Source organism: Streptomyces pratensis (assembly GCF_016804005.1).
GTDB classification, from domain to species: Bacteria; Actinomycetota; Actinomycetes; order Streptomycetales; family Streptomycetaceae; genus Streptomyces; species Streptomyces pratensis_A.
The window spans coordinates 2810622-2827672 of record NZ_CP051486.1 but is presented as its reverse complement, the minus strand read 5'-3'; the positions used below and the strand labels follow the sequence as shown (position 1 = coordinate 2827672).

The 17051-nt window shown below is 71.2% G+C and carries 20 protein-coding genes; 6 read left to right on the top strand and 14 right to left on the bottom strand.

The annotated features are described in order from the left end of the window. Window positions 1-45 precede the first annotated feature (45 nt). From HED23_RS12225 to HED23_RS12210, 4 genes are all read right to left on the bottom strand, one after another. Complete coding sequence (locus HED23_RS12225; protein ID WP_203183430.1) at window positions 46-906, bottom strand: ATP-binding cassette domain-containing protein; 861 nt, start codon at window positions 904-906, stop codon at window positions 46-48. Then, window positions 903-1952, bottom strand: coding sequence for an ABC transporter permease (locus tag HED23_RS12220; RefSeq protein ID WP_203183429.1), 1050 nt, complete (start codon window positions 1950-1952; stop codon window positions 903-905). The genes HED23_RS12225 and HED23_RS12220 overlap by 4 nt, the downstream gene beginning before the upstream one ends. Next, window positions 1949-2932: a substrate-binding domain-containing protein gene (locus tag HED23_RS12215; RefSeq protein WP_203183428.1), complete on the bottom strand. Its 984-nt coding sequence runs from the start codon at window positions 2930-2932 to the stop codon at window positions 1949-1951. Before HED23_RS12215 ends, HED23_RS12220 begins: the two co-directional genes overlap by 4 nt. Window positions 2933-3172: 240 nt before the next feature. Continuing rightward, a complete protein-coding gene (locus HED23_RS12210) occupies window positions 3173-3934 on the bottom strand; it encodes a GntR family transcriptional regulator (RefSeq protein WP_203183427.1) in 762 nt (253 codons plus the stop codon). 93 nt (window positions 3935-4027) lie between these two features. Between HED23_RS12210 and HED23_RS12205 the strand changes: the two genes are divergently transcribed. Continuing rightward, on the top strand, window positions 4028-5032 hold the full coding sequence (locus HED23_RS12205) for a Gfo/Idh/MocA family oxidoreductase (RefSeq protein WP_203183426.1): 1005 nt from the start codon (window positions 4028-4030) through the stop codon (window positions 5030-5032). A 6-nt stretch (window positions 5033-5038) separates the two neighbouring features. Here HED23_RS12205 and HED23_RS12200 read toward each other — a convergent pair whose 3' ends face one another. The 5 genes from HED23_RS12200 to HED23_RS12180 are packed head-to-tail and all read right to left on the bottom strand — an operon-like array spanning window position 5039 to window position 9826. After that, window positions 5039-6235, bottom strand: a complete 1197-nt coding sequence (locus tag HED23_RS12200) for a cytochrome P450 family protein (RefSeq protein WP_203183425.1) — start codon at window positions 6233-6235, stop codon at window positions 5039-5041. A gap of 11 nt (window positions 6236-6246) precedes the next feature. Next, complete coding sequence (locus tag HED23_RS12195; protein WP_203183424.1) at window positions 6247-6666, bottom strand: PaaI family thioesterase; 420 nt, start codon at window positions 6664-6666, stop codon at window positions 6247-6249. A 15-nt stretch (window positions 6667-6681) separates the two neighbouring features. Further along, window positions 6682-7854, bottom strand: a complete 1173-nt coding sequence (locus tag HED23_RS12190; protein ID WP_203183423.1) for a cytochrome P450 family protein — start codon at window positions 7852-7854, stop codon at window positions 6682-6684. A 35-nt stretch (window positions 7855-7889) separates the two neighbouring features. Further along, window positions 7890-8612, bottom strand: coding sequence for a response regulator (locus tag HED23_RS12185; RefSeq protein WP_203183422.1), 723 nt, complete (start codon window positions 8610-8612; stop codon window positions 7890-7892). After that, a complete protein-coding gene (locus HED23_RS12180) occupies window positions 8609-9826 on the bottom strand; it encodes a sensor histidine kinase (protein WP_203183421.1) in 1218 nt (405 codons plus the stop codon). The genes HED23_RS12185 and HED23_RS12180 overlap by 4 nt, the downstream gene beginning before the upstream one ends. Before the next feature lie 145 nt (window positions 9827-9971). On the opposite strand from HED23_RS12180, the gene HED23_RS12175 reads away from it, so the two are divergent. Further along, window positions 9972-10175, top strand: a complete 204-nt coding sequence (locus HED23_RS12175) for a hypothetical protein (RefSeq protein ID WP_203183420.1) — start codon at window positions 9972-9974, stop codon at window positions 10173-10175. Here the strand turns inward: HED23_RS12175 and HED23_RS12170 are convergent. Beyond that, complete coding sequence (locus tag HED23_RS12170) at window positions 10165-11085, bottom strand: DMT family transporter (protein ID WP_203183419.1); 921 nt, start codon at window positions 11083-11085, stop codon at window positions 10165-10167. The genes HED23_RS12175 and HED23_RS12170 overlap by 11 nt on opposite strands. Before the next feature lie 222 nt (window positions 11086-11307). Here HED23_RS12170 and HED23_RS12165 point away from each other — a divergent pair, with 222 nt between their 5' ends. Genes HED23_RS12165 through HED23_RS12155 form a run of 3 tightly spaced genes read left to right on the top strand, consistent with a single transcriptional unit; the run spans window position 11308 to window position 13065 of the window. Continuing rightward, window positions 11308-11961, top strand: coding sequence for a TetR/AcrR family transcriptional regulator (locus HED23_RS12165; RefSeq protein WP_203183418.1), 654 nt, complete (start codon window positions 11308-11310; stop codon window positions 11959-11961). 24 nt (window positions 11962-11985) lie between these two features. After that, window positions 11986-12444, top strand: a complete 459-nt coding sequence (locus HED23_RS12160; protein WP_203183417.1) for a hypothetical protein — start codon at window positions 11986-11988, stop codon at window positions 12442-12444. A 15-nt stretch (window positions 12445-12459) separates the two neighbouring features. After that, window positions 12460-13065 (top strand): TIGR03086 family metal-binding protein, encoded by a 606-nt coding sequence (locus HED23_RS12155; protein WP_203187451.1) that lies wholly within the window; start codon window positions 12460-12462, stop codon window positions 13063-13065. Window positions 13066-13087: 22 nt separating this feature from the next. Here HED23_RS12155 and HED23_RS12150 read toward each other — a convergent pair whose 3' ends face one another. Then, window positions 13088-13711 (bottom strand): dihydrofolate reductase family protein, encoded by a 624-nt coding sequence (locus tag HED23_RS12150; RefSeq protein ID WP_203183416.1) that lies wholly within the window; start codon window positions 13709-13711, stop codon window positions 13088-13090. 191 nt (window positions 13712-13902) lie between these two features. On the opposite strand from HED23_RS12150, the gene HED23_RS12145 reads away from it, so the two are divergent. Beyond that, window positions 13903-14739, top strand: a complete 837-nt coding sequence (locus tag HED23_RS12145; RefSeq protein ID WP_203183415.1) for an aldo/keto reductase — start codon at window positions 13903-13905, stop codon at window positions 14737-14739. A gap of 30 nt (window positions 14740-14769) precedes the next feature. Here the strand turns inward: HED23_RS12145 and HED23_RS12140 are convergent, their stop codons facing one another. The 3 genes from HED23_RS12140 to alc form a co-directional block, all read right to left on the bottom strand. Then, on the bottom strand, window positions 14770-15099 hold the full coding sequence (locus HED23_RS12140) for a putative quinol monooxygenase (RefSeq protein ID WP_203183414.1): 330 nt from the start codon (window positions 15097-15099) through the stop codon (window positions 14770-14772). A gap of 199 nt (window positions 15100-15298) precedes the next feature. After that, the gene (locus tag HED23_RS12135; protein WP_203183413.1) at window positions 15299-15826 is read right to left on the bottom strand and encodes a DinB family protein; all 528 of its coding nucleotides are present in this window, start codon (window positions 15824-15826) and stop codon (window positions 15299-15301) included. Between the two features lie 106 nt (window positions 15827-15932). Beyond that, window positions 15933-17051, bottom strand: coding sequence for an allantoicase (alc, locus tag HED23_RS12130; RefSeq protein ID WP_203183412.1), 1119 nt, complete (start codon window positions 17049-17051; stop codon window positions 15933-15935).

Below are 17051 nucleotides of genomic sequence, written 5' to 3'. Positions count from 1 at the left end.
CCGGATCCGGTCTCCGGGTCGGGGGCGGGGGATGCGGAACGTGATTTACGGGGTGCCGCCGTCGACGGGGTGACCCCCGAGGTGGCCCGGGGAAGGGGCCCGTTCGAGCTCGTGGCTGAGCTGGTCGAGCTCGCTCCCACCGGCCATCTGGCGCGTCAGTTCGTCCAGTGTGACGTCGTCCTTGGTGTGGCTCCCGGACATCACACCGCGCTTGAGCAGCACGAACCGGTCACCCACGAGGTAGGCGTGGTGAGGATTGTGCGTGATGAGGACCACGCCGAGCCCGGCGTCCCTGGCGGCGGCGACGTACTTGAGCACGACCCCCGACTGCTTGACGCCGAGCGCCGCGGTCGGCTCGTCGAGGACGAGGACCTTCGCGCCGAAGTAGACGGCGCGGGCGATGGCCACGCACTGGCGTTCGCCCCCGGACAGGGTGCCGATCGGCTGGTCGACGTCCCTCAGGTCGATGCCCATGCGCAGCAGCTCCGCGCGCGTAGTCTCGCGCATCTGCCGCACGTCGAGGCGCTTGAACGGGCCGGAGCCCTTTGTCGGCTCCGAGCCGAGGAAGAAGTTGCGCCAGACGGGCATGAGCGGAACGACGGCCAGGTCCTGGTAGACGGTGGCGATGCCCCGGTCCAGGGCGTCACGCGGGTTGACGAGCGTGGTCTCCTCGCCCTCGATCCGAAACGCCCCGGCGTCGTGCCGGTGCAGTCCTGCGATGATCTTGATGAGGGTGGACTTGCCGGCGCCGTTGTCGCCGAGGACGCAGGTGATCTCCCCCGCGTGGACCTCCAGCGACACGTGCTCCAGGGCCTTGATGTTGCCGTAGTACTTGCTGACGTCGTCGAGCTCGACGAGCGCCGGGCCGGCCGTGTCCCGGGGGGCCGGAGCCTGGGTGGCCGTCATTTCGTCGCCTCCGCACGCTTGCGTACCCATGCGTTGAGCAGGGTGGCCAGGAGCAGCATCGCTCCCAGGAAGAACTTGAACCAGTCGGGGTTCCACTCCGCGTAGACGATGCCCTTGCTGGTCATGCCGAAGATGATCGCGCCGACCGCGGACCCGATCGCGGAGCCGTAGCCGCCGGTGATCAGGCAGCCGCCGATGACGGCCGCGATGATGTAGATCAGCTCGTTGCCGACGCCCTCGCCGGACTGCACCACGTCGTAGGAGAACAGCAGGTGCTGCCCGGAGACCCAGGCGGCGAAGGCGACACCGAGGTAGAGGCCGATCCTGGTGCGGATCACCGGCACACCGACCGCGCGGGCCGCGTCGGCCTCGCCGCCGACGGCGAAGATCCAGTTGCCGAAGCGGGTACGGATCAGGATCCAGGTGGCGATCGCGACGAGCGCCGCCCACCACAGGATCGTGACCTTCAGCTCGACGTCACCGATGGTGAGGTAGGACGCGAAGACCTTGCGGGCGGATTCGAAGCCCTCCATGTCCCCGATGGTCTTGGTCGAGACGGTGCCGCTGATCAGCTTGGTGAAACCGAGGTTGAGACCGGTCAGCATCAGGAACGTGCCGAGCGTGATGATGAAGCTCGGAAGTTTGGTGCGGGTCAGCATGAACCCGTTGAACGCGCCGAATCCCAAGGTGACCAGCAGCGACACGAAGACGCCCACCCAGACGTTGGCGGTCATCTGGTAGCTGAACATCGAGGAGATCAGCGCGGAGCTGGTCACCATCACACCGGCGGACAGGTCGAACTCGCCGCCGATCATCAGCAGCGCCACCGGCACCGCCATGATCCCGATGGTGGAGGCCGCGTAGAGCACCGTGCCGAGGCTGGAGGTCTGCAGGAAGCTGTCGGCGGCGATGGCGAAGAAGAGGAAGACGGCCGCGGCACCGACGACCGAGCCGAGCTCGGGCCGGCCCAGCAGCTTGCGCAGCGGGGAGGTGCGCAGCAGGCGTTCGTCGGTGTGGGGCGCCGCCGGTTGCCCGGTCGCTGTCATCGGGTCCCCCGCTTCGTGTAATCGGCGAGCGCCTCGGCATCTTCGGCGGTGATGATCTGCGGGCCGGTCAGGACGGGCCGGCCGCCGCCGAGCACGTTCTGGTTGTAGCGGTGGAGCCAGAGCAGGTCGACGGCCTCGTACCCCTGGAGGTAGGGCTGCTGGTCGACCGCGAAGCCGAGCGACTCGTTCGCGAGACCGGTGGCGACGCTCGCGTTGAGGTCGAAGGTGTCGATCTCGGCCTTGCTGCCGGCGGTCTGCTTGGCCTTGACGGCCGCCGCGGCGAAGGGGGCGCCGAGGGTGACGACCGCGTCGATGCTCCGGTCGGAGTCGAGCTTGGCCTCGATGGATGCCTGCACGTCGGGCATGTTGGTGCCGTCGACGTAGAGGTTCTGCATCGTTCCGCCGAAGGTCTTCTTCGCCCCGGCGCAGCGCTGCTCGTGGCCGACGTTGCCCTGTTCGTGCAGGACGCACAGCACCTTCTTGCGGCCGCGCTCGTCGAGCTCGTCGCCGACGGCCTCGCCCGCGATGGACTCGTCCTGGCCGATGTGGGTGAGCGCCCCGAAGGCCTTGGACTCGGCGGAGCCGGAGTTCACGGTGATCACGGGGATGCCGGCCTTGACCGCCTTGGCCACGACGGCCTTCATCGAGTCGGGCTTGGCCAGCGAGACGATCAGGCCGTCGACCTTCTTGTCGATCGCCGTCTGGACGAGCTCGGCCTGCTGCTGGCCCTCGGCGTCGTGCGAGTAGAGGAAGTTGATGTTGTCCTTGGCTGCCGCCTGCTCGGCGCCCTTCTGGACGATGTCCCAGAAGGTGTCGCCATCGCCCGAGTGGGTGACCATGGCGAATGTCCATCGGGGCGTGTTCACCGCGGACCGGCCCTCGGCGGCTTGCTGGGCCGCGCGTTCCTCCGCCCGCTTGCCGCCGGTGCTGCTGCATCCCGCGAGGGAGGCCGCCAGTACCGCTGCCAGCACGGCGCCCATCGCGCGTACCCCTGTCCGAACCCTTGCCACGACGCCGTGCCCTTCTAGTGCTGCTCGCTGTGCTGCCTGGTGAAGCCGGGGAGGGCGGACTCGCCGCCCGGCGGGCCAAGTATCCCCGAGCCCGGACCGGCGGTGCCCGGCAGGGGCGCGGGCCGCGCCCTCCCGCCGTTCTAACCACCTAGCATGACCGCGTCAATGTTTTTGTCCGAACATTCTGACCGGGGCTTCCGGCGCGGAGGTTCAGGACCGGACCAGCAGCTGGAACTCGAAGGCGTACCGCGACGCCCGGTAGACGTGGGAACCGAATTCGACGACCCGGCCGCCGTCGTCGAAGGTGGTGCGCTCCATCGTCAGCAGCGGGGCTCCGGCGGGCTCGGCGAGCAGTTCGCCCTCCTCGGCGGTGGCGGCGCGGGCGCCCACGGACTGCCTGGCGCTGTGCAGGGTGATCCCCGAGGCGCGCATCATCCGGTAGAGGCCGGTCGACTCCAGCCGCTCGGTGCCGAGGTCGAGCAGGTGCGGCGGCAGGTGGTTGCGCAGGAGCGCCACGGGCTCGTCGTGCGCGTACCGCACCCGTTCGACGAGATGGACGTCGCTGCCCTCCTCGACTCCGAGTGCCGCGGCGACCTCGGGCGCCGCGGGCTCGACCGTGTTGCGCAGGACCCTGGTCGCCGGGCTCCGGCCGGCCGTCTCCAGGTCGTCGTAGAGGCTGCTCAGCTCCAGGGGACGTTTGATCCGGCTGTGGACGACCTGGGTGCCGACGCCCCGCCGGCGCACCATCAGACCCTTGTCGACGAGTGACTGGATGGCCTGACGGACGGTGGGCCGCGACAGTCCGAGCCGCGCGGCGAGCTCCAGTTCGTTGCCGAGGAGGCTGCCGGGTACGAGCCGCCCCTGCTCGATGGCCGCCTCCAGCTGCTGGGCCAGCTGGTGGTAGAGCGGGACAGGGCTGGTGCGGTCCACGCCCAGCCCCAGGGCGGCGGAGTCGGCGGCGGGTTTGGGCACGGCACGGAGCGTACCCCGTACCGCCACGCCGCACCCTTCGCTTTGTCAGGACATATAGTTGACAGTGCGCCCGGTGGGCGGCACGTTGGGTCCATGCGCATCGGACTCATCGGCACGGGCCGGATCGGTTCCTTCCACGCGGGCGTCCTGGCACGCCATCCCGCGGTCGCCTCCCTGGTGGTGGCGGACGCGGACGCCGCCCGCGCCGCGGAGGTCGCGGCGCGCACCGGGGCCACCACGGTGGCCTCCGCCGAGGAGGTCCTCGGCTCGGGGGTGGACGCGGTGGTGATCGCCTCGGCGACCTCGGCACACGCCGGCCTCATCGGCCGGGCGGCACGGGCCGGTCTGCCCGCCTTCTGCGAGAAGCCGATCGCGCTGGACCTGGCGGGGACCCTGGGCGCGCTCCGGGAGGTCGAGCGGGCGGGCAGCGTGCTCCAGCTCGGCTTCATGCGCCGGTTCGACGCGGGTTACGCCGCGGCGCGCGCCGCCGTACGCGGCGGATCGCTGGGCCGGCTGCACACCGTACGGGCGACGACTTCCGACCCCGCTCCCCCGCCCGCCGCCTATCTGCCGCTCTCCGGCGGCCTGTACAGGGACTGCCTGGTGCACGACTTCGACATCCTGCGCTGGGTGACCGGCCGTGAGGTGACGGAGGTGTACGCGACGGGATCGGACGCGGGCCCGGCGATGTTCCGGGAGGCGGGCGACGTGGACACGGCGGCGGCGCTGCTCACCCTGGACGACGGCACGCTCGCCACGGCGACGGCCACCCGGTGCAACGGGGCCGGTTACGACGTGCGCATGGAACTGGCGGGCGAGCAGGGCCAGATCGCGGTCGGCCTCGACGACCGTACGCCGCTGACCTCCGCCGAGCCGCAGGGACCGCCGGCCCCGGCCAAGCCCTGGCAGGGCTTCCTGGAGCGGTTCGCCCCGGCGTACGAGGCCGAACTGGACGCCTTCATCGGCGTCGTGCGCGGAGAGCTGGCGAACCCCTGCGACGGCCGGGAGGCGCTGCACGCGCTGCGCGTCGCCGAGGCGTGCGAGCTGTCGCGCAAGGAGCGCCGCCCCGTGCGGATGACGGAGATCGCCGAGGCCTGAGGCCCGCTACCAGGCCACCGACAGGCTCTGCGGGCCCCGGATCAGCATGCCGGTACGCCAGGTCAGGTGTGCAGGGTCCGAGTCGAGCCGCAGGCCCGGGCAGCGTTCGAGGAGCGACCGGATGGCGATCCGGGCCTCGATCCGGGCCAGTGGCGCGCCCAGGCAGTAGTGGATGCCGTGGCCGAAGGCGACGTGCCCCCGTGCGTCCCGCGTGATGTCGAAGCGGTGTGCGTCGGGGTAGCGGGCGGGATCGCGGTCGCAGTCGGCCATCGCGATCAGGACGAGCTCGCCACCGCCGGGGATCACCGTGCCGGAGACGTCGATCGGCTCGGTGGTGAAGCGGTACGTCGGGGTCTCGACGGGCCCCTCGTATCGCAGCGTCTCTTCGACCGCGTTACCGATGAGACCGAAGTCGGCTTTCAGTGCGGCCAGTTGGTCCGGATGAGTCAGCAGACTCAGGACCCCGTTGGAGATGAGGTTGACCGTGGTCTCGTGCCCGGCGACCAGCAGGAGCCAGGCCATGCCCATGAGCTCATCGGCGGAGAGCTGATCGCCGTCGTCGTCCGACGTGTGGATCAACGCGCTCATCAGGTCGTCCCCGGGGGCCGCGCGCTTCTCCGCGATCAGCCCGGCGAGGTAGGCGGTCATAGCGGCTTTGGCCCGGCCACGCGCGTCGGCGTCGAGGGACGAGACAGCGGTGTCGGACCATTCACGGAACGCCTGCCGGTCCAGGGTCGGCACACCCAGCAGCTCGCAGATGACGGCCATCGGCAGGGGCGACGAGAGCGCCGTGACCAGGTCGGCGCTCCGCCCGGGTCCATCCGTCATGGAGTCGAGTAATCCGTCCGTCGTCTCCTGGACGCGCGGAGCGAGCTGTTCCATACGCCGTGGAGTGAACTCCCTGGCCACGAGCCTGCGCAGCCGGGTGTGGTCCGGGGCGTCGCTGCCCAGCATGGACGTACCCACGGACACTTTGCGGACGCCCAGCGAGGGCGACGCCTTGTTCCAGTCCTTGGAGAGCCGCTGGTCGGCGAGGAGTGCCCGCCCCGCCTCGTACCCGACGACGAGCCAGGCCTCCGCGCCCTCCGGGATGCGGACCCGGTGCACCGGCCCACGGGCGCGTAACCGCGCGTAGACGGGATACGGGTCGCGGATGAAGTCGTCGCCGAGTGCGCCGAGGTCGAACGGGGCTTCCGTGGTCAACGTGGTTCCCTTCAGGTCGGCAGGGCGGAGAGAACGGTTCCCTGGGCCACCGCGCACAGTGTCTCGGACCCCTCGTCGTCCAGGGTGTACAGATCGCAGCGGACGACGGCCTGCCTGCGGCCGCTGTGGACCACCTCGGCCCGGGCGGTCAGGGTGCGGCCGCTCGCCGGGCGCACGTACTGGATGGAGAAGCCGCCGGTCAGGACGGCGGGTCCGAGCGTCGTCCCGGCGGCGAAGGTCAGCGCGTTGTCGGCCGCGTAGGACAGCACCCCGCCGTGCAGGAACCCGTTCTGCTGGGTGAGTTCCTCGCGCACGTCGACCTCCAGGACGGCCGCCCCGTCCCTGAAGTCCGTGATCCGCGCGCCGACGAGCCCGCTGAACGGCTGGCTGTCGAGGACCTGCTGGGCCATGGCGAAGGAGAGTTCGGTCATGGGGGTCATCTCACCTCACCAGCGCACCGGCAGGTGGCGGACCCCCCGGAGCAGCAGTCCGGGCAGCCAGTCGGGCTCCCCGCCGTCGGGGTCGCGCACGAGCCCGGGGCAGCGCTCCAGCAGCGCGCGGATCGCGATGCGTCCCTCCATCCTGGCCAGCGGTGCGCCCAGGCAGAAGTGGATGCCGTGTCCGAAGGCCAGGTGTCCCTGTGCCTCACGCCGGATGTCGAAGGTGTCCGGATCCGGGTAGCGGCCGGGGTCGCGGTCCCCGGAGCCCAGGGCGACCAGGACCGCCTCGCCCTGCGGGATGACCACCGGGCCGACCGCGACGGGCTCACGGGTGAAGCGGAAGGTGGCCGTGCCGACCGGCCCGTCGTAGCGGAGCATCTCCTCGACCGCGCCGTCGATCAGCTCCGGCCGGGCACGGAGCAGGGCCAGCTGCTCGGGGTGGTCGAGCAGTGCGCGTACGCCGTTGGCTATCAGGTTCACCGTGGTCTCGTGTCCCGCCACCAGGAGCAGGAAGGCCATGCCGATCAGCTCGTCCGGCGACAGGCGGCCCCCCTCGTCGTCACGTGCCTGGATCAGGGCGCTCATCAGGTCGTCGCCGGGGGCGCATCGCTTGTCCTCGGTCAGCTCCTCCAGGTAGGCGCCCATCGCGCGGACCGCTTCCCCCTCCTCCTGCGGCGAGACGGGGGCGACGATGGCGTTGGAGAGCAGACGGAAGGCGTCCCGGTCGATGTCGGGTACTCCGAGGAGCTCGCATATCACGGTCATCGGCAGCGGAAAGGCGAACGCGTCGACGAGGTCGGCGCTCCCGGCCGGCACCATCGCGTCGAGAAGGCCGGCGGTGATCTGCTCGACCCGCGGGCGCATCGCCTCGATCCGCCGGGCGGTGAACTCGCGCGCGACGAGCCTGCGCAGCCGGGTGTGATGCGGGGCGTCCGTCTCCAGCATGTTGGCGTTGATCGGGTTGCCCGACGCCGACCAGGCGTCCGCCGTCCGCCAGTCCTTGCTGAACCGCTGGTCCGCGAGGGCCGCGCGGGCCTCCTCGTAGCCGACGATCATCCAGACCCGCTCGAAGTCGTCGGTGCGGACCGGGTGCGCGGGCCCCTCGGCGCGCAGCTTCGCGTAGTACGGATACGGATTCGCGCTGAAATCCAGCGCCCCACGCAGATCGACCACGGACATCGCCCCGCCCCCTTCTCCGGTATGACCGGTTCAGCCTAGGTGGCGCCTCGCGTCCCGTCCTCGTCCTCATGGAGGAGACCGGCGTCATGCACCAACAGGGCGATCTGGACACGGTTGTTGAGCCCCAGCCTGGCGAGGATCCGGGACACGTGCGTCTTCACCGTGGCCACGCTCAGGTGGAGCGCCGCGGCGATCTCCGCGTTGGAGCTGCCCCGCCCGACGGCCGAGGCCACGTCCTGTTCGCGCTCCCCCAGCTCGGCGAACCGCTGCCGGGCGCGTGCCCTGCGGGCCCGGCCGTCTTCCGCCGGGCCTCCTGCGGCGCGGGCCATGAGCCTGCGGGTGACCGCGGGCGAGAGGACGGGCTCACCGGCCGCGACCCGCAGGACCGCGTCGACGATCTGCGCGGGCGGGGTGTCCTTCAGGACGAATCCCGCCGCTCCCGCACGGATGGCACGCAGCACCTGCTCGTCGGCGTGGAAGGTGGTCAGGACGATGACTTCGGGGGCACCGGGCCTGCGCCGGAGCGCCTGGGTGGCCGTCAGCCCGTCCATGCCCGGCATCCGGATGTCCATGAGCACGACGTCCGGGTCGGTCCGGTCGACGAGGGCGGCGACCTGGGTGCCGTCGGCGGCCTCTCCGACGAGTTCGATGCCGTCGGCTCCCCCGAGCATCAGGGTGAGTCCGGCCCGCACGAGCGGGTCGTCGTCGACGACTGCCAGCCGGACCGGCTGTGTCTCCGGAGATCTGGGAGTGCTCATGCCGGCCACGGTAGCCGGGCCAGGACCGTGAACCCGCCGTCACGCCTGGACCCGTGCTCCAGGCTGCCGCCCGCCAGGTTCGCGCGTTCGGTGAGGCCGATCAGCCCTTGGCCGGACCCGGGGACCGGCTCGAAGGGCTCGGTGGGTGCGGGGTTACCGACCTCGATGGTCAGCCCTTCGCCCGGTCCGCCTGCCACGGTGACGCGGACGGGAGCTCCGGGTGCGTGCTTGCGGGCATTGGTCAGTGCTTCCTGTGCGATGCGGTAGACCGTGCGCCCGGTGGCCGCGGGCGCCTGGGCAGGGTCGGCGACGGTGTTGTCCAGGGTGACCTCCATGCCTGCCGAGCGGGACTCGTCGATCAGGGCGTCCAGGGTGACGAGGGTGGGCTGCGGCCGGCTGCCCTCGTCACCCTCGCCGGGGGCGCGCAGTACGCCGATGATCTCGCGGAGGTCCTGGAGTGCCTCGTGCGCGCTGTCCCGGATGACCCCGGCCGCTCTGCCGACCTCGGCCGGTGGCGCGTCGGGCCGGAATTCCAGGGCGCCCGCGTGGACGCTCAGCAGGGTCAGCCGGTGGGCGAGGACGTCGTGCATCTCGCGCGCGATGGCCTCCCGCGCGAGCCGCTGCGCCTGCTCGGCGCGGAGCGCGGCCTCGGCCTCGGCCCGGCGCGCGCGTTCGCGCAGGGTGACGACCAGTTGCCGCCGCGACCGTACGACCATGCCCCAGCTGAGCATGAGGAGGACCAGCAGCACCCCGATGATGGTGGAGGCGACGAAGGAGGTCTCGGGGTCCGGGCGCAGCATCGGCTGCAGGGGGGCGACGACGAGGGCGGCCGCGCCGACGAAGGCCACCGGCTTGAAGGGGCGGTGCACCGCCAGGCTGAACAGGGCGATCAGCATCGCGCCGGCCGCCACCGGTTCCACGACGCTCAGCACGGTGAGGACCGCGGCGACCGTCACGGGCCACCGCCGCCGGACCCAGAGGGCGCAGCAGCCGGCGGCCCCGAGCACCGAGTCGACGAGGACGACACCGTCGGGGGTGGTGTGGTCGGCGTCGACCGCGGCGAGGGCGGCCGTCCCGAACGCGGCGGCGCAGAGGAACAGGGTGATGTCGACGACCCAGTCCCGTACGGTCCGGGGCGGTCTGCCCCGATGGCCGGGAGGCTCGTGATCGGCCAGCGCCGAGGGCAGCAGCCATGGGTACTCCGTGCGGGTCATATCGACGAATCTACGCAGCTGGGAGGCGCTGCCGGGCCTGGCTCGGGAGGAGGGATACCGAAGTCGCACGATCCGAGACTTCCGTCGTCGTCCCGCAGACCGGTGGCCGACGCGAGCGCGTGCCGGTCCGCGCCAGGCTCGGGCCATGAAGAAATTCGTGGAGACGATCGGGTTCGTGGTGTTCGCGCAGGGCGCCGCGGGACTGCTGCACGAGTGGACGGGCTCGTTCAGGCTGTGGGCCGTGGTGGCGAAGCTCGACTTCCTCGACGGCTACGGACTGTTCGTCAACATCGTGCTGGTCGTGACGGGAGGTGCCGTGATGATCGCGGCCGACTCCGTCAGGACGTGACGTCGGCGCGGCGACGCCCCCACGCGGTGCCCGTCAGGACGAGCACCGCGCCCAGCACTCCCGGTGCGCCCAGGCGCTCGCCCCCGAGGGCGATGCCGACGGCGGCGGCCCAGAGCGGCTCCGTACCGAGCAGCAGGCTGACCCGGGACGGCGAGGTACGGCGTACCGACCACATCTGCACGAAGAAGGCGAACAGCGTGCAGAAGACGGACAGGAAGAGCAGCCCCGCCCACTCGGCCGCACCGAAGTCCGCCGCCACCGTCCACGGCGCCGGCCCGGTCCCGGGGACGGCGGCCAGCACGGCGAAGACGGCGACCGCGCTGCCGAGCTGCACCGTGGTCAGGGAGAGCGAGTCGGCGCCCTGGACCGCTTTGATGCGTGCCATGGCCAGCACATGGACCGTGCGGGCGAGGGCCGCGAGCAGCATCAGGAGATCGCCTGCCGAGGGGCTGGTGAAACCGCCGCCCTGCGTCAGCAGCACCACCCCGGCGACCGACAGGCCGGCCGCCGCGAGGAAACCCGCCGGGGGGCGGACCCGGGTCACCGCCGCCTCGGCCAGTGGGGTGAAGATCATCGTGAGGCTGATGATGAGCCCCGCGTTGGTCGCCGACGTGTGAACGACGCCGTACGTCTCGAGCAGGAAGATCCCGCTGAGCACGAGCCCCAGCAGGCCGGCGCCCCGCCACTGAGGGCCGCTCAGCGCCCGCAGCCCGCGCCACCCGGCGACGGCCAGGGCGGGCAGCACGATCGCGAAGCGGAGCACGAGGACGGCGATCACCGTGTGCGTCGTGGTGATGCCCTTGGCCGCCAGGTAGCTGGCGCCCCAGACGGCGGCGACGAGCAGGAGCGGCAGATCGGTGACCCATGCGCGGCGGGGCGGTGCGAGCGCGGGCAGGACGGCAGAGGACACGTGGTTCTCCTGGTTCTCCACAGAAGGAACGATGTGGAGACCTCGCCGGCTCACACGCGGAGCGGTCACCGTACCGAACGGCCGGCCCTTTCGGGAACCGCTGTCCGCAGGGTGACTAGGCCACCTGTTCGCAGGGGTCGTCACCGGCGGAAGCGGTCACCCACCCGATCGGCTCCTCCTAGAATGTCGGTCTTGGGACGCTCGGACACACGGAGTTGGCACATGGGTGGAGCGCGGCTGGACGGACGGGTCGAGCGGGGGAACCAGACCAGGCAGCTGGTGCTGGGGCGCGCTGTCCACGTCGCCTCGACCGAGGGACTGGAGGGCTTGTCGCTCGGCCGGCTGGCCACGGAGCTGAAGTTGAGCAAGAGCGGCGTGTTCGCCCTCTTCGGCTCCAAGGAGGAGCTCCAGCTCGCCACCGTGCGCGCCGCCGTGGCCATCTTCGTCGAACACGTGCTGACACCGACCAGGGCGGTTCCGCCCGGTCTGGGCCGCGTATGGCGGATGTGCGAGAGCTGGCTCTCGTACTCGCAGCGGCGGGTGTTCAGCGGCGGTTGTTTCTTCTACGCGACCATCGCGGAGTTCGACTCCAGGGAGGGCAAGGTGCACGACGCGCTGGCCTCCACCCAGACCGGCTGGGTCACCTTCGTGGAGGAGACCGTCGAGGAGGCGAGGGCGCGGGGGGAACTGGCGGAGGACACGGACGTCTCACAACTGGCCTTCGAGCTCATCGCCTTCATGGAACTGGCCAACGCCGAGTCCGTGCTGCACAACAACAACCCCGGCTACACCAAGGCGGCGCGGGCCATCCTGGGGCGCCTGCACGCCGCCGCCACCGGCCCTTCCACGCTGCCCGCGATCCCCGATCGGAAATAACTGCACGCTCGTTCGTTTAGTTATATGGTCGGCAGGTGGCCGGGCACGAGTCCGGCCGCGCACAGCACCGGCCCCGGCTCGACCGTGGTCGTCAGCGTCACCGAATTCGTCACACACCGCCCGTGGGGCACGCCCGCCGTCGCAGCCGAAGGCTTCCGGCTGCGACGCGGCTGGCCTTCGACGCCCGGAGCGGTCGCCATCATCCTCTGGATGGACACCGGCCCCCGGCTCGACCGGTCGGGATCGGTCACCGTCTGGACCGATGAGGCTTCCCTGATGCGCTTCGTCACCCGGCCGGATCACACGCGCGTCGTACGGGCGTTCCGGGGGCGCGGAGCGATGCGGTCGCTCACGCGCGAGACGACACCGGCCGCTCTGTCCGGACCGGACGCCCGTCGCGAAACCGCGGCCGGCCCCCTGCTGCTGGCGCCGGTGTGGGCGTACGCGGAGCGGATCCTGACCGGTGTGGAACCCTGGAGCTGAGAGGCACCCGTGGACATGGTCCTGCTCGACCGCGCCGCCGTCCTGGAGTCCGTACGCGTCGTGGACCGCGCACGCCCCGGCGACTGGTGTCGGCCGACCCCGTGTGACCGGTGGGATCTGCGGGACCTGGTCGCGCACATGGCGGCGCAGCACCACGGGTTCGCGGCGGCGGCCCGTGGCGAGGGAGCGGAAGCCGCCTTCTGGCGGACGGCGGATCCCGGGGACGACCCGGCCGGGGCCTACCGGGCCGCCGCCGGGGTGCTCCTGGACGCCTTCGCCTCCCCCGGGCTGCTCGACAGGCCGTTCGCACTGCCGGAGATCAGCACGCGGACGGTGCCCGGCAAGCGGGCCGTCGAGTTCCACTTCGTCGACCACGTGGTGCATGCCTGGGACGTGGCAGTCGCACTCGGACTCCCCCTCCGCCTGCCGGAACCCGTGCTGCGCGCGGCACTGCCGATCGCGCTGGCCGTACCGGACGGTCCCGGACGGCGCGCTCCCCACTCCGCGTTCCGCCCGTCGCTCCCCCCGCAGAACACGACGGGTCCCGAGGCCGGCACACTTCCCCTCGTCCTCGCGGTCCTGGGGCGCTCCGCCCACTGGAGACCGCCGGAGGCGCGGTGACCTCCGGGGCGGACCGTCCCGGTCATGCCCCGGGCTCGAAGGTCCCGAACCGCGCGCGTCCCGCCGGCCGGTAGGTGTTGATCACGATGCCGCTCCCGGTGGTCCGGGCGCCGAGCAGCTCGAAGGCCGTGGGCCGCCCTCCGTCCGGGAAGAGCCGCCTGCCGCTGCCCAGGCGGACCGGGTGGACGAGGAGGTTGACTTCGTCGATCAGGTCGTGGGCCATGAGGGACTGCGCCAGGGTGCCGCTCCCGTGGATCTGCAGTTCACCCTCCGCCGTCCGTTCCTTCAGCCTGGCGACCTCGGCGGGCACGTCGCCCCGGACCACCGTGGTGTTCTCCCACGCCGGGTCTGTCAGGGTGGTCGAGACGACGTGCTTGGGCAGGGTGTTGAGGCGTGAGGCGATGAGGTCCTGCGGATCGGTGACCTCGGGCCAGTAGGCGGAGAAGATGTCGTACGTACGCCGTCCGAGGAGGAAGGCACCCGCGCGGTCGAAGACCTCGTCCATGAAGGTCCCCATGCCCTCGTCCGCGAAGGGGACCAGCCATCCGCCGTACTCGAAACCGCCGGTCGTGTCCTCTTCGGGGCCTCCGGGCGCCTGCATCACGCCGTCGAGGGACACGAAGGTGGTGAGAGTCAGCTTCGCCATGGTCCTTCTCCATCCTGCCTAGCCGCCTCGGGATAGGGCCCCGGCAGCCGTCGCGCCTCCACCTGTCACGACCCCACTCTCGGCCCGGATCCATCGGTGCGCCCGGCGACGGCCCTCCGCCGCGCCGCACGACGGCCGTCGAGGCCCCGTCCTACGCTGGCGGGGACGGTACGCGAACGAAATGGGAGACCATGAGCCAGACACCGCCCCCGGACCGCAACCTCCACGACGGCAGCACCGTCCCCGCGGTGGGACTCGGCACCTGGCCGCTCGACGACGAGGCGGCCGAGAAGGCTGTCGCCGGTGCGCTGCGCATCGGCTACCGGCTCGTGGACACCGCGCTGAACTACGGGAACGAGACCGGCACCGGACGCGGAATCGCCGGCTCCGGAGTGCCGCGCCAGGAAGTCTTCGTCACCACCAAGGTCCCGGGCCGCCACCAGGGGTACGAGGAGACGCTCGCCTCCTTCGAGGAGTCCCGGAGCAACCTGGGCCTGGAATACGTCGACCTGTACCTCATCCACTGGCCACTGCCCCGGGTGGACAAGTACGTCGACACGTGGAAGGCGATGATCAAGCTCCGCGAGGAGGGCCTCGTGCGCCACATCGGCGTCTCCAACTTCACGGCGGAGCACCTGGACCGGCTGGAGCGGGAGACGGGCGTGCTCCCCGTGGTGAACCAGATCGAGATGCACCCCCTGCTCCCCCAGGAGGAGCTGCGCGCGGTGCACACCGCGAAGGGCATCGTCACGGAGAGCTGGAGTCCGCTGGCCCGGGGGCGTCAGGTGCTGGAGACCCCGGAGGTGGTATCCGCGGCCGAGGCCCACGGAGTGACCCCGGGCCAGGTCGTACTGCGGTGGCACACCCAGCTCGGGGCGGTGCCGATCCCGAAGTCCGCGGATCCCGGGCGGCAGAAGGAGAATCTCGACCTGTTCGGGTTCGAACTGACCCAGCAGGAGCTGGACCGTATCGGAGCCCGGCCGCCGCACCGCTTCGGCGGGGACCCCGATACGCACGAGGAGTTCTGACGGCGGCCGTCCCCCGCGACGACACGACGGTCAGCGGTTGCGCGGGGTGACCTCCGACATCCGGGACCAGTCGTCCCCGGGGACCTCGACGTTGATGATCTCCGGGACCTCGCTGACGAGCTCGGACATGGTGTCGATCGCCGCCTTGAAGTGCTCGGAGTTCACATGCGCCACGCCCGCCTCCTGCGAGGCGAACGCCTCGAGCAGGACGAACTGGTCCGGGTTCTCGACGCTGTAGGACCAGTCGAAGAAGAGGTTCCCCGGCTCCTGACGGGTGGCGAGGGTGAAGTCCTCGACGGCCGGCAGCCAGTTGTCCCGCTCGGCGGTACGCACGGTGAACTTGACGGCGATGAAGATCATGGCGACTCCTGGTCGGGGCGGCGACGGCCCGACCAGGGTCCCATATCCCTACAGGCCGGGCGCGAACCGGCACACCCACCCGCAGGCCGGCACACGCCCCCAGTGACCGTCGAGCCCGGAAATTTCATGATCATGTGGACCCGTTCCCCGCTGACGGCGCTTCCCCCGCACTGCGGCCGGGCCGCCCCGTGGAGGGAACTCAGTCACCCGTCACCCCGTCGGTCCGCTCGCGAAGGAAGTCGGCGTGGCCGTTGTGACGGGCGTACTCCTGGATCATCAGCACGTACACGAAGCGCAGACTGAGGGAGACCCCGGGAGCGGACACGAACGTCTCGTCGAGACCTCTCCCTGCGGCCACCGCGTCGCACGCTCCGGTCTCGGCCCGGAAGAGTCCGAAGTCCCGCTCCGCGTGGGCCGCGTCGATCCCCGCGAACCCTTCGTCGCCGTCCGCCGGGGCGGTGAAGACGTCGCCGACAGCCTCACCCGCGAAACTCCGCCGGAACCACCATCTCTCCATCTCCGCCATGTGCCGGACCAGCCCCAGGAGGGTGAGAGGCGACGGTTCCACGGTCGTCCGCGCCAGTTGCGCGGGCTCGAGCCCGGCGCACTTGGCCAGCAGCGTCTCCCGGTGCCAACCGAGCCAGCCCTCCAGCATCCGACGCTCGGTCACGCCACCCAGGCTGCCCAGCTGCTCGGTGCGCTCGATCGATGGCGCTGTCCATGTCATGGACTCACCCTGTACGGCCATGAGCCGCGTCGCCACCGCATATTCCGTACGTGGAACGAGGGTTGGCGCCCACCGAGCGAGCCCGCAGCCGGGCCCCGGCCTCAGGTCACCGCCCGCCGAGCTCCTCGTGGCGCGCGGCCAGGCGTGCCGCCCCCTCCTCGGTCAGCGAGCCGAAGAGCCGCAGCCGGGAGATCCCGCCGTCCGGGAAGATGTCGATCCGGACGTGCGTGCCGCGCACGGCTTCGGGCAGGACGAAGCGGTGGTTCGTGTCGGGCTGGAGCCGGGTGCGGGGCAGGATCTCCGAACGCTCGCCGCCCTCACCGTCACTGACCGAAATCGTCGCCCAGCCCGCCGCGTTGCCTTTGAGGTAGGCCGTGTCGATCTCGACGGCCCTGATCTCCGACTGCTCGACCAGCCGGTAGCGGATCCAGTCGTTGCCCTTGTCGCGCCGGCGGCGGGTCTCCCAGCCGTCGTCCATCTTCCGTGAGCGCCCCGGCGCGATGGTGTTGGTCGCCGGGGAGTAGAAGCGGTCGGAGGCGTCCTCGACCTCGCCGCCGTTCTCCAGGGCCACCAGGTCGAACGTGCCGAGGGCTGCCAGCCATGCCGGGTCGGGTGAGACCTCGCCGTGGACACGCAGGCGGGCTATGCCTCCGTCGGGGTGCTGGTTGAGCCGCAGATGGGTGAAGCGCTGCGGCGCGTCGACGGCGAAGCCGTTGGCCGCGTGCCCGCCGACGGCCGTGCGGGGCACGAGGGTCGTCCACTTCACGTCGGGGGCGAGGAGGTCCTCGGGGGACGGGGAGCCGGGCAGGGAGGTCGCCTCGACGGAGACGGACTGCGGGTAGTTGCCGCGGAAGTGCGCGGTGTCCACGATCAGTCCGCGCACCACACCGGGAGCACCGAGACGCACGAGGGCCCAGTCATGGTCGTCGTCGGTGGGGTGCGGCTCGGCGGCGCTCGCACCACGCCGGCGACGGGTCTCCCAGCCGTCCATGATCTTGCCCTTGTGCCCGAAGCGCTCGGGGTCGAATTCCGCGGGCTCCGGCTTCAGCAGGTTCTCGCGCTCGGCGAAGAACTCGTCGTTGGCCGCGATGACGCCGCCGCCGAGGCGCCGGTCGGCGAGGTCCACGAGACGGGTGAAGGGGAAGTCGGCGGTGCGGTGGTCGGCGTACGGGTCGCCTCCCCCGTACGGGCTCGCGTCGCCGGTGAAGCGCGGTGTCGCCGTCAT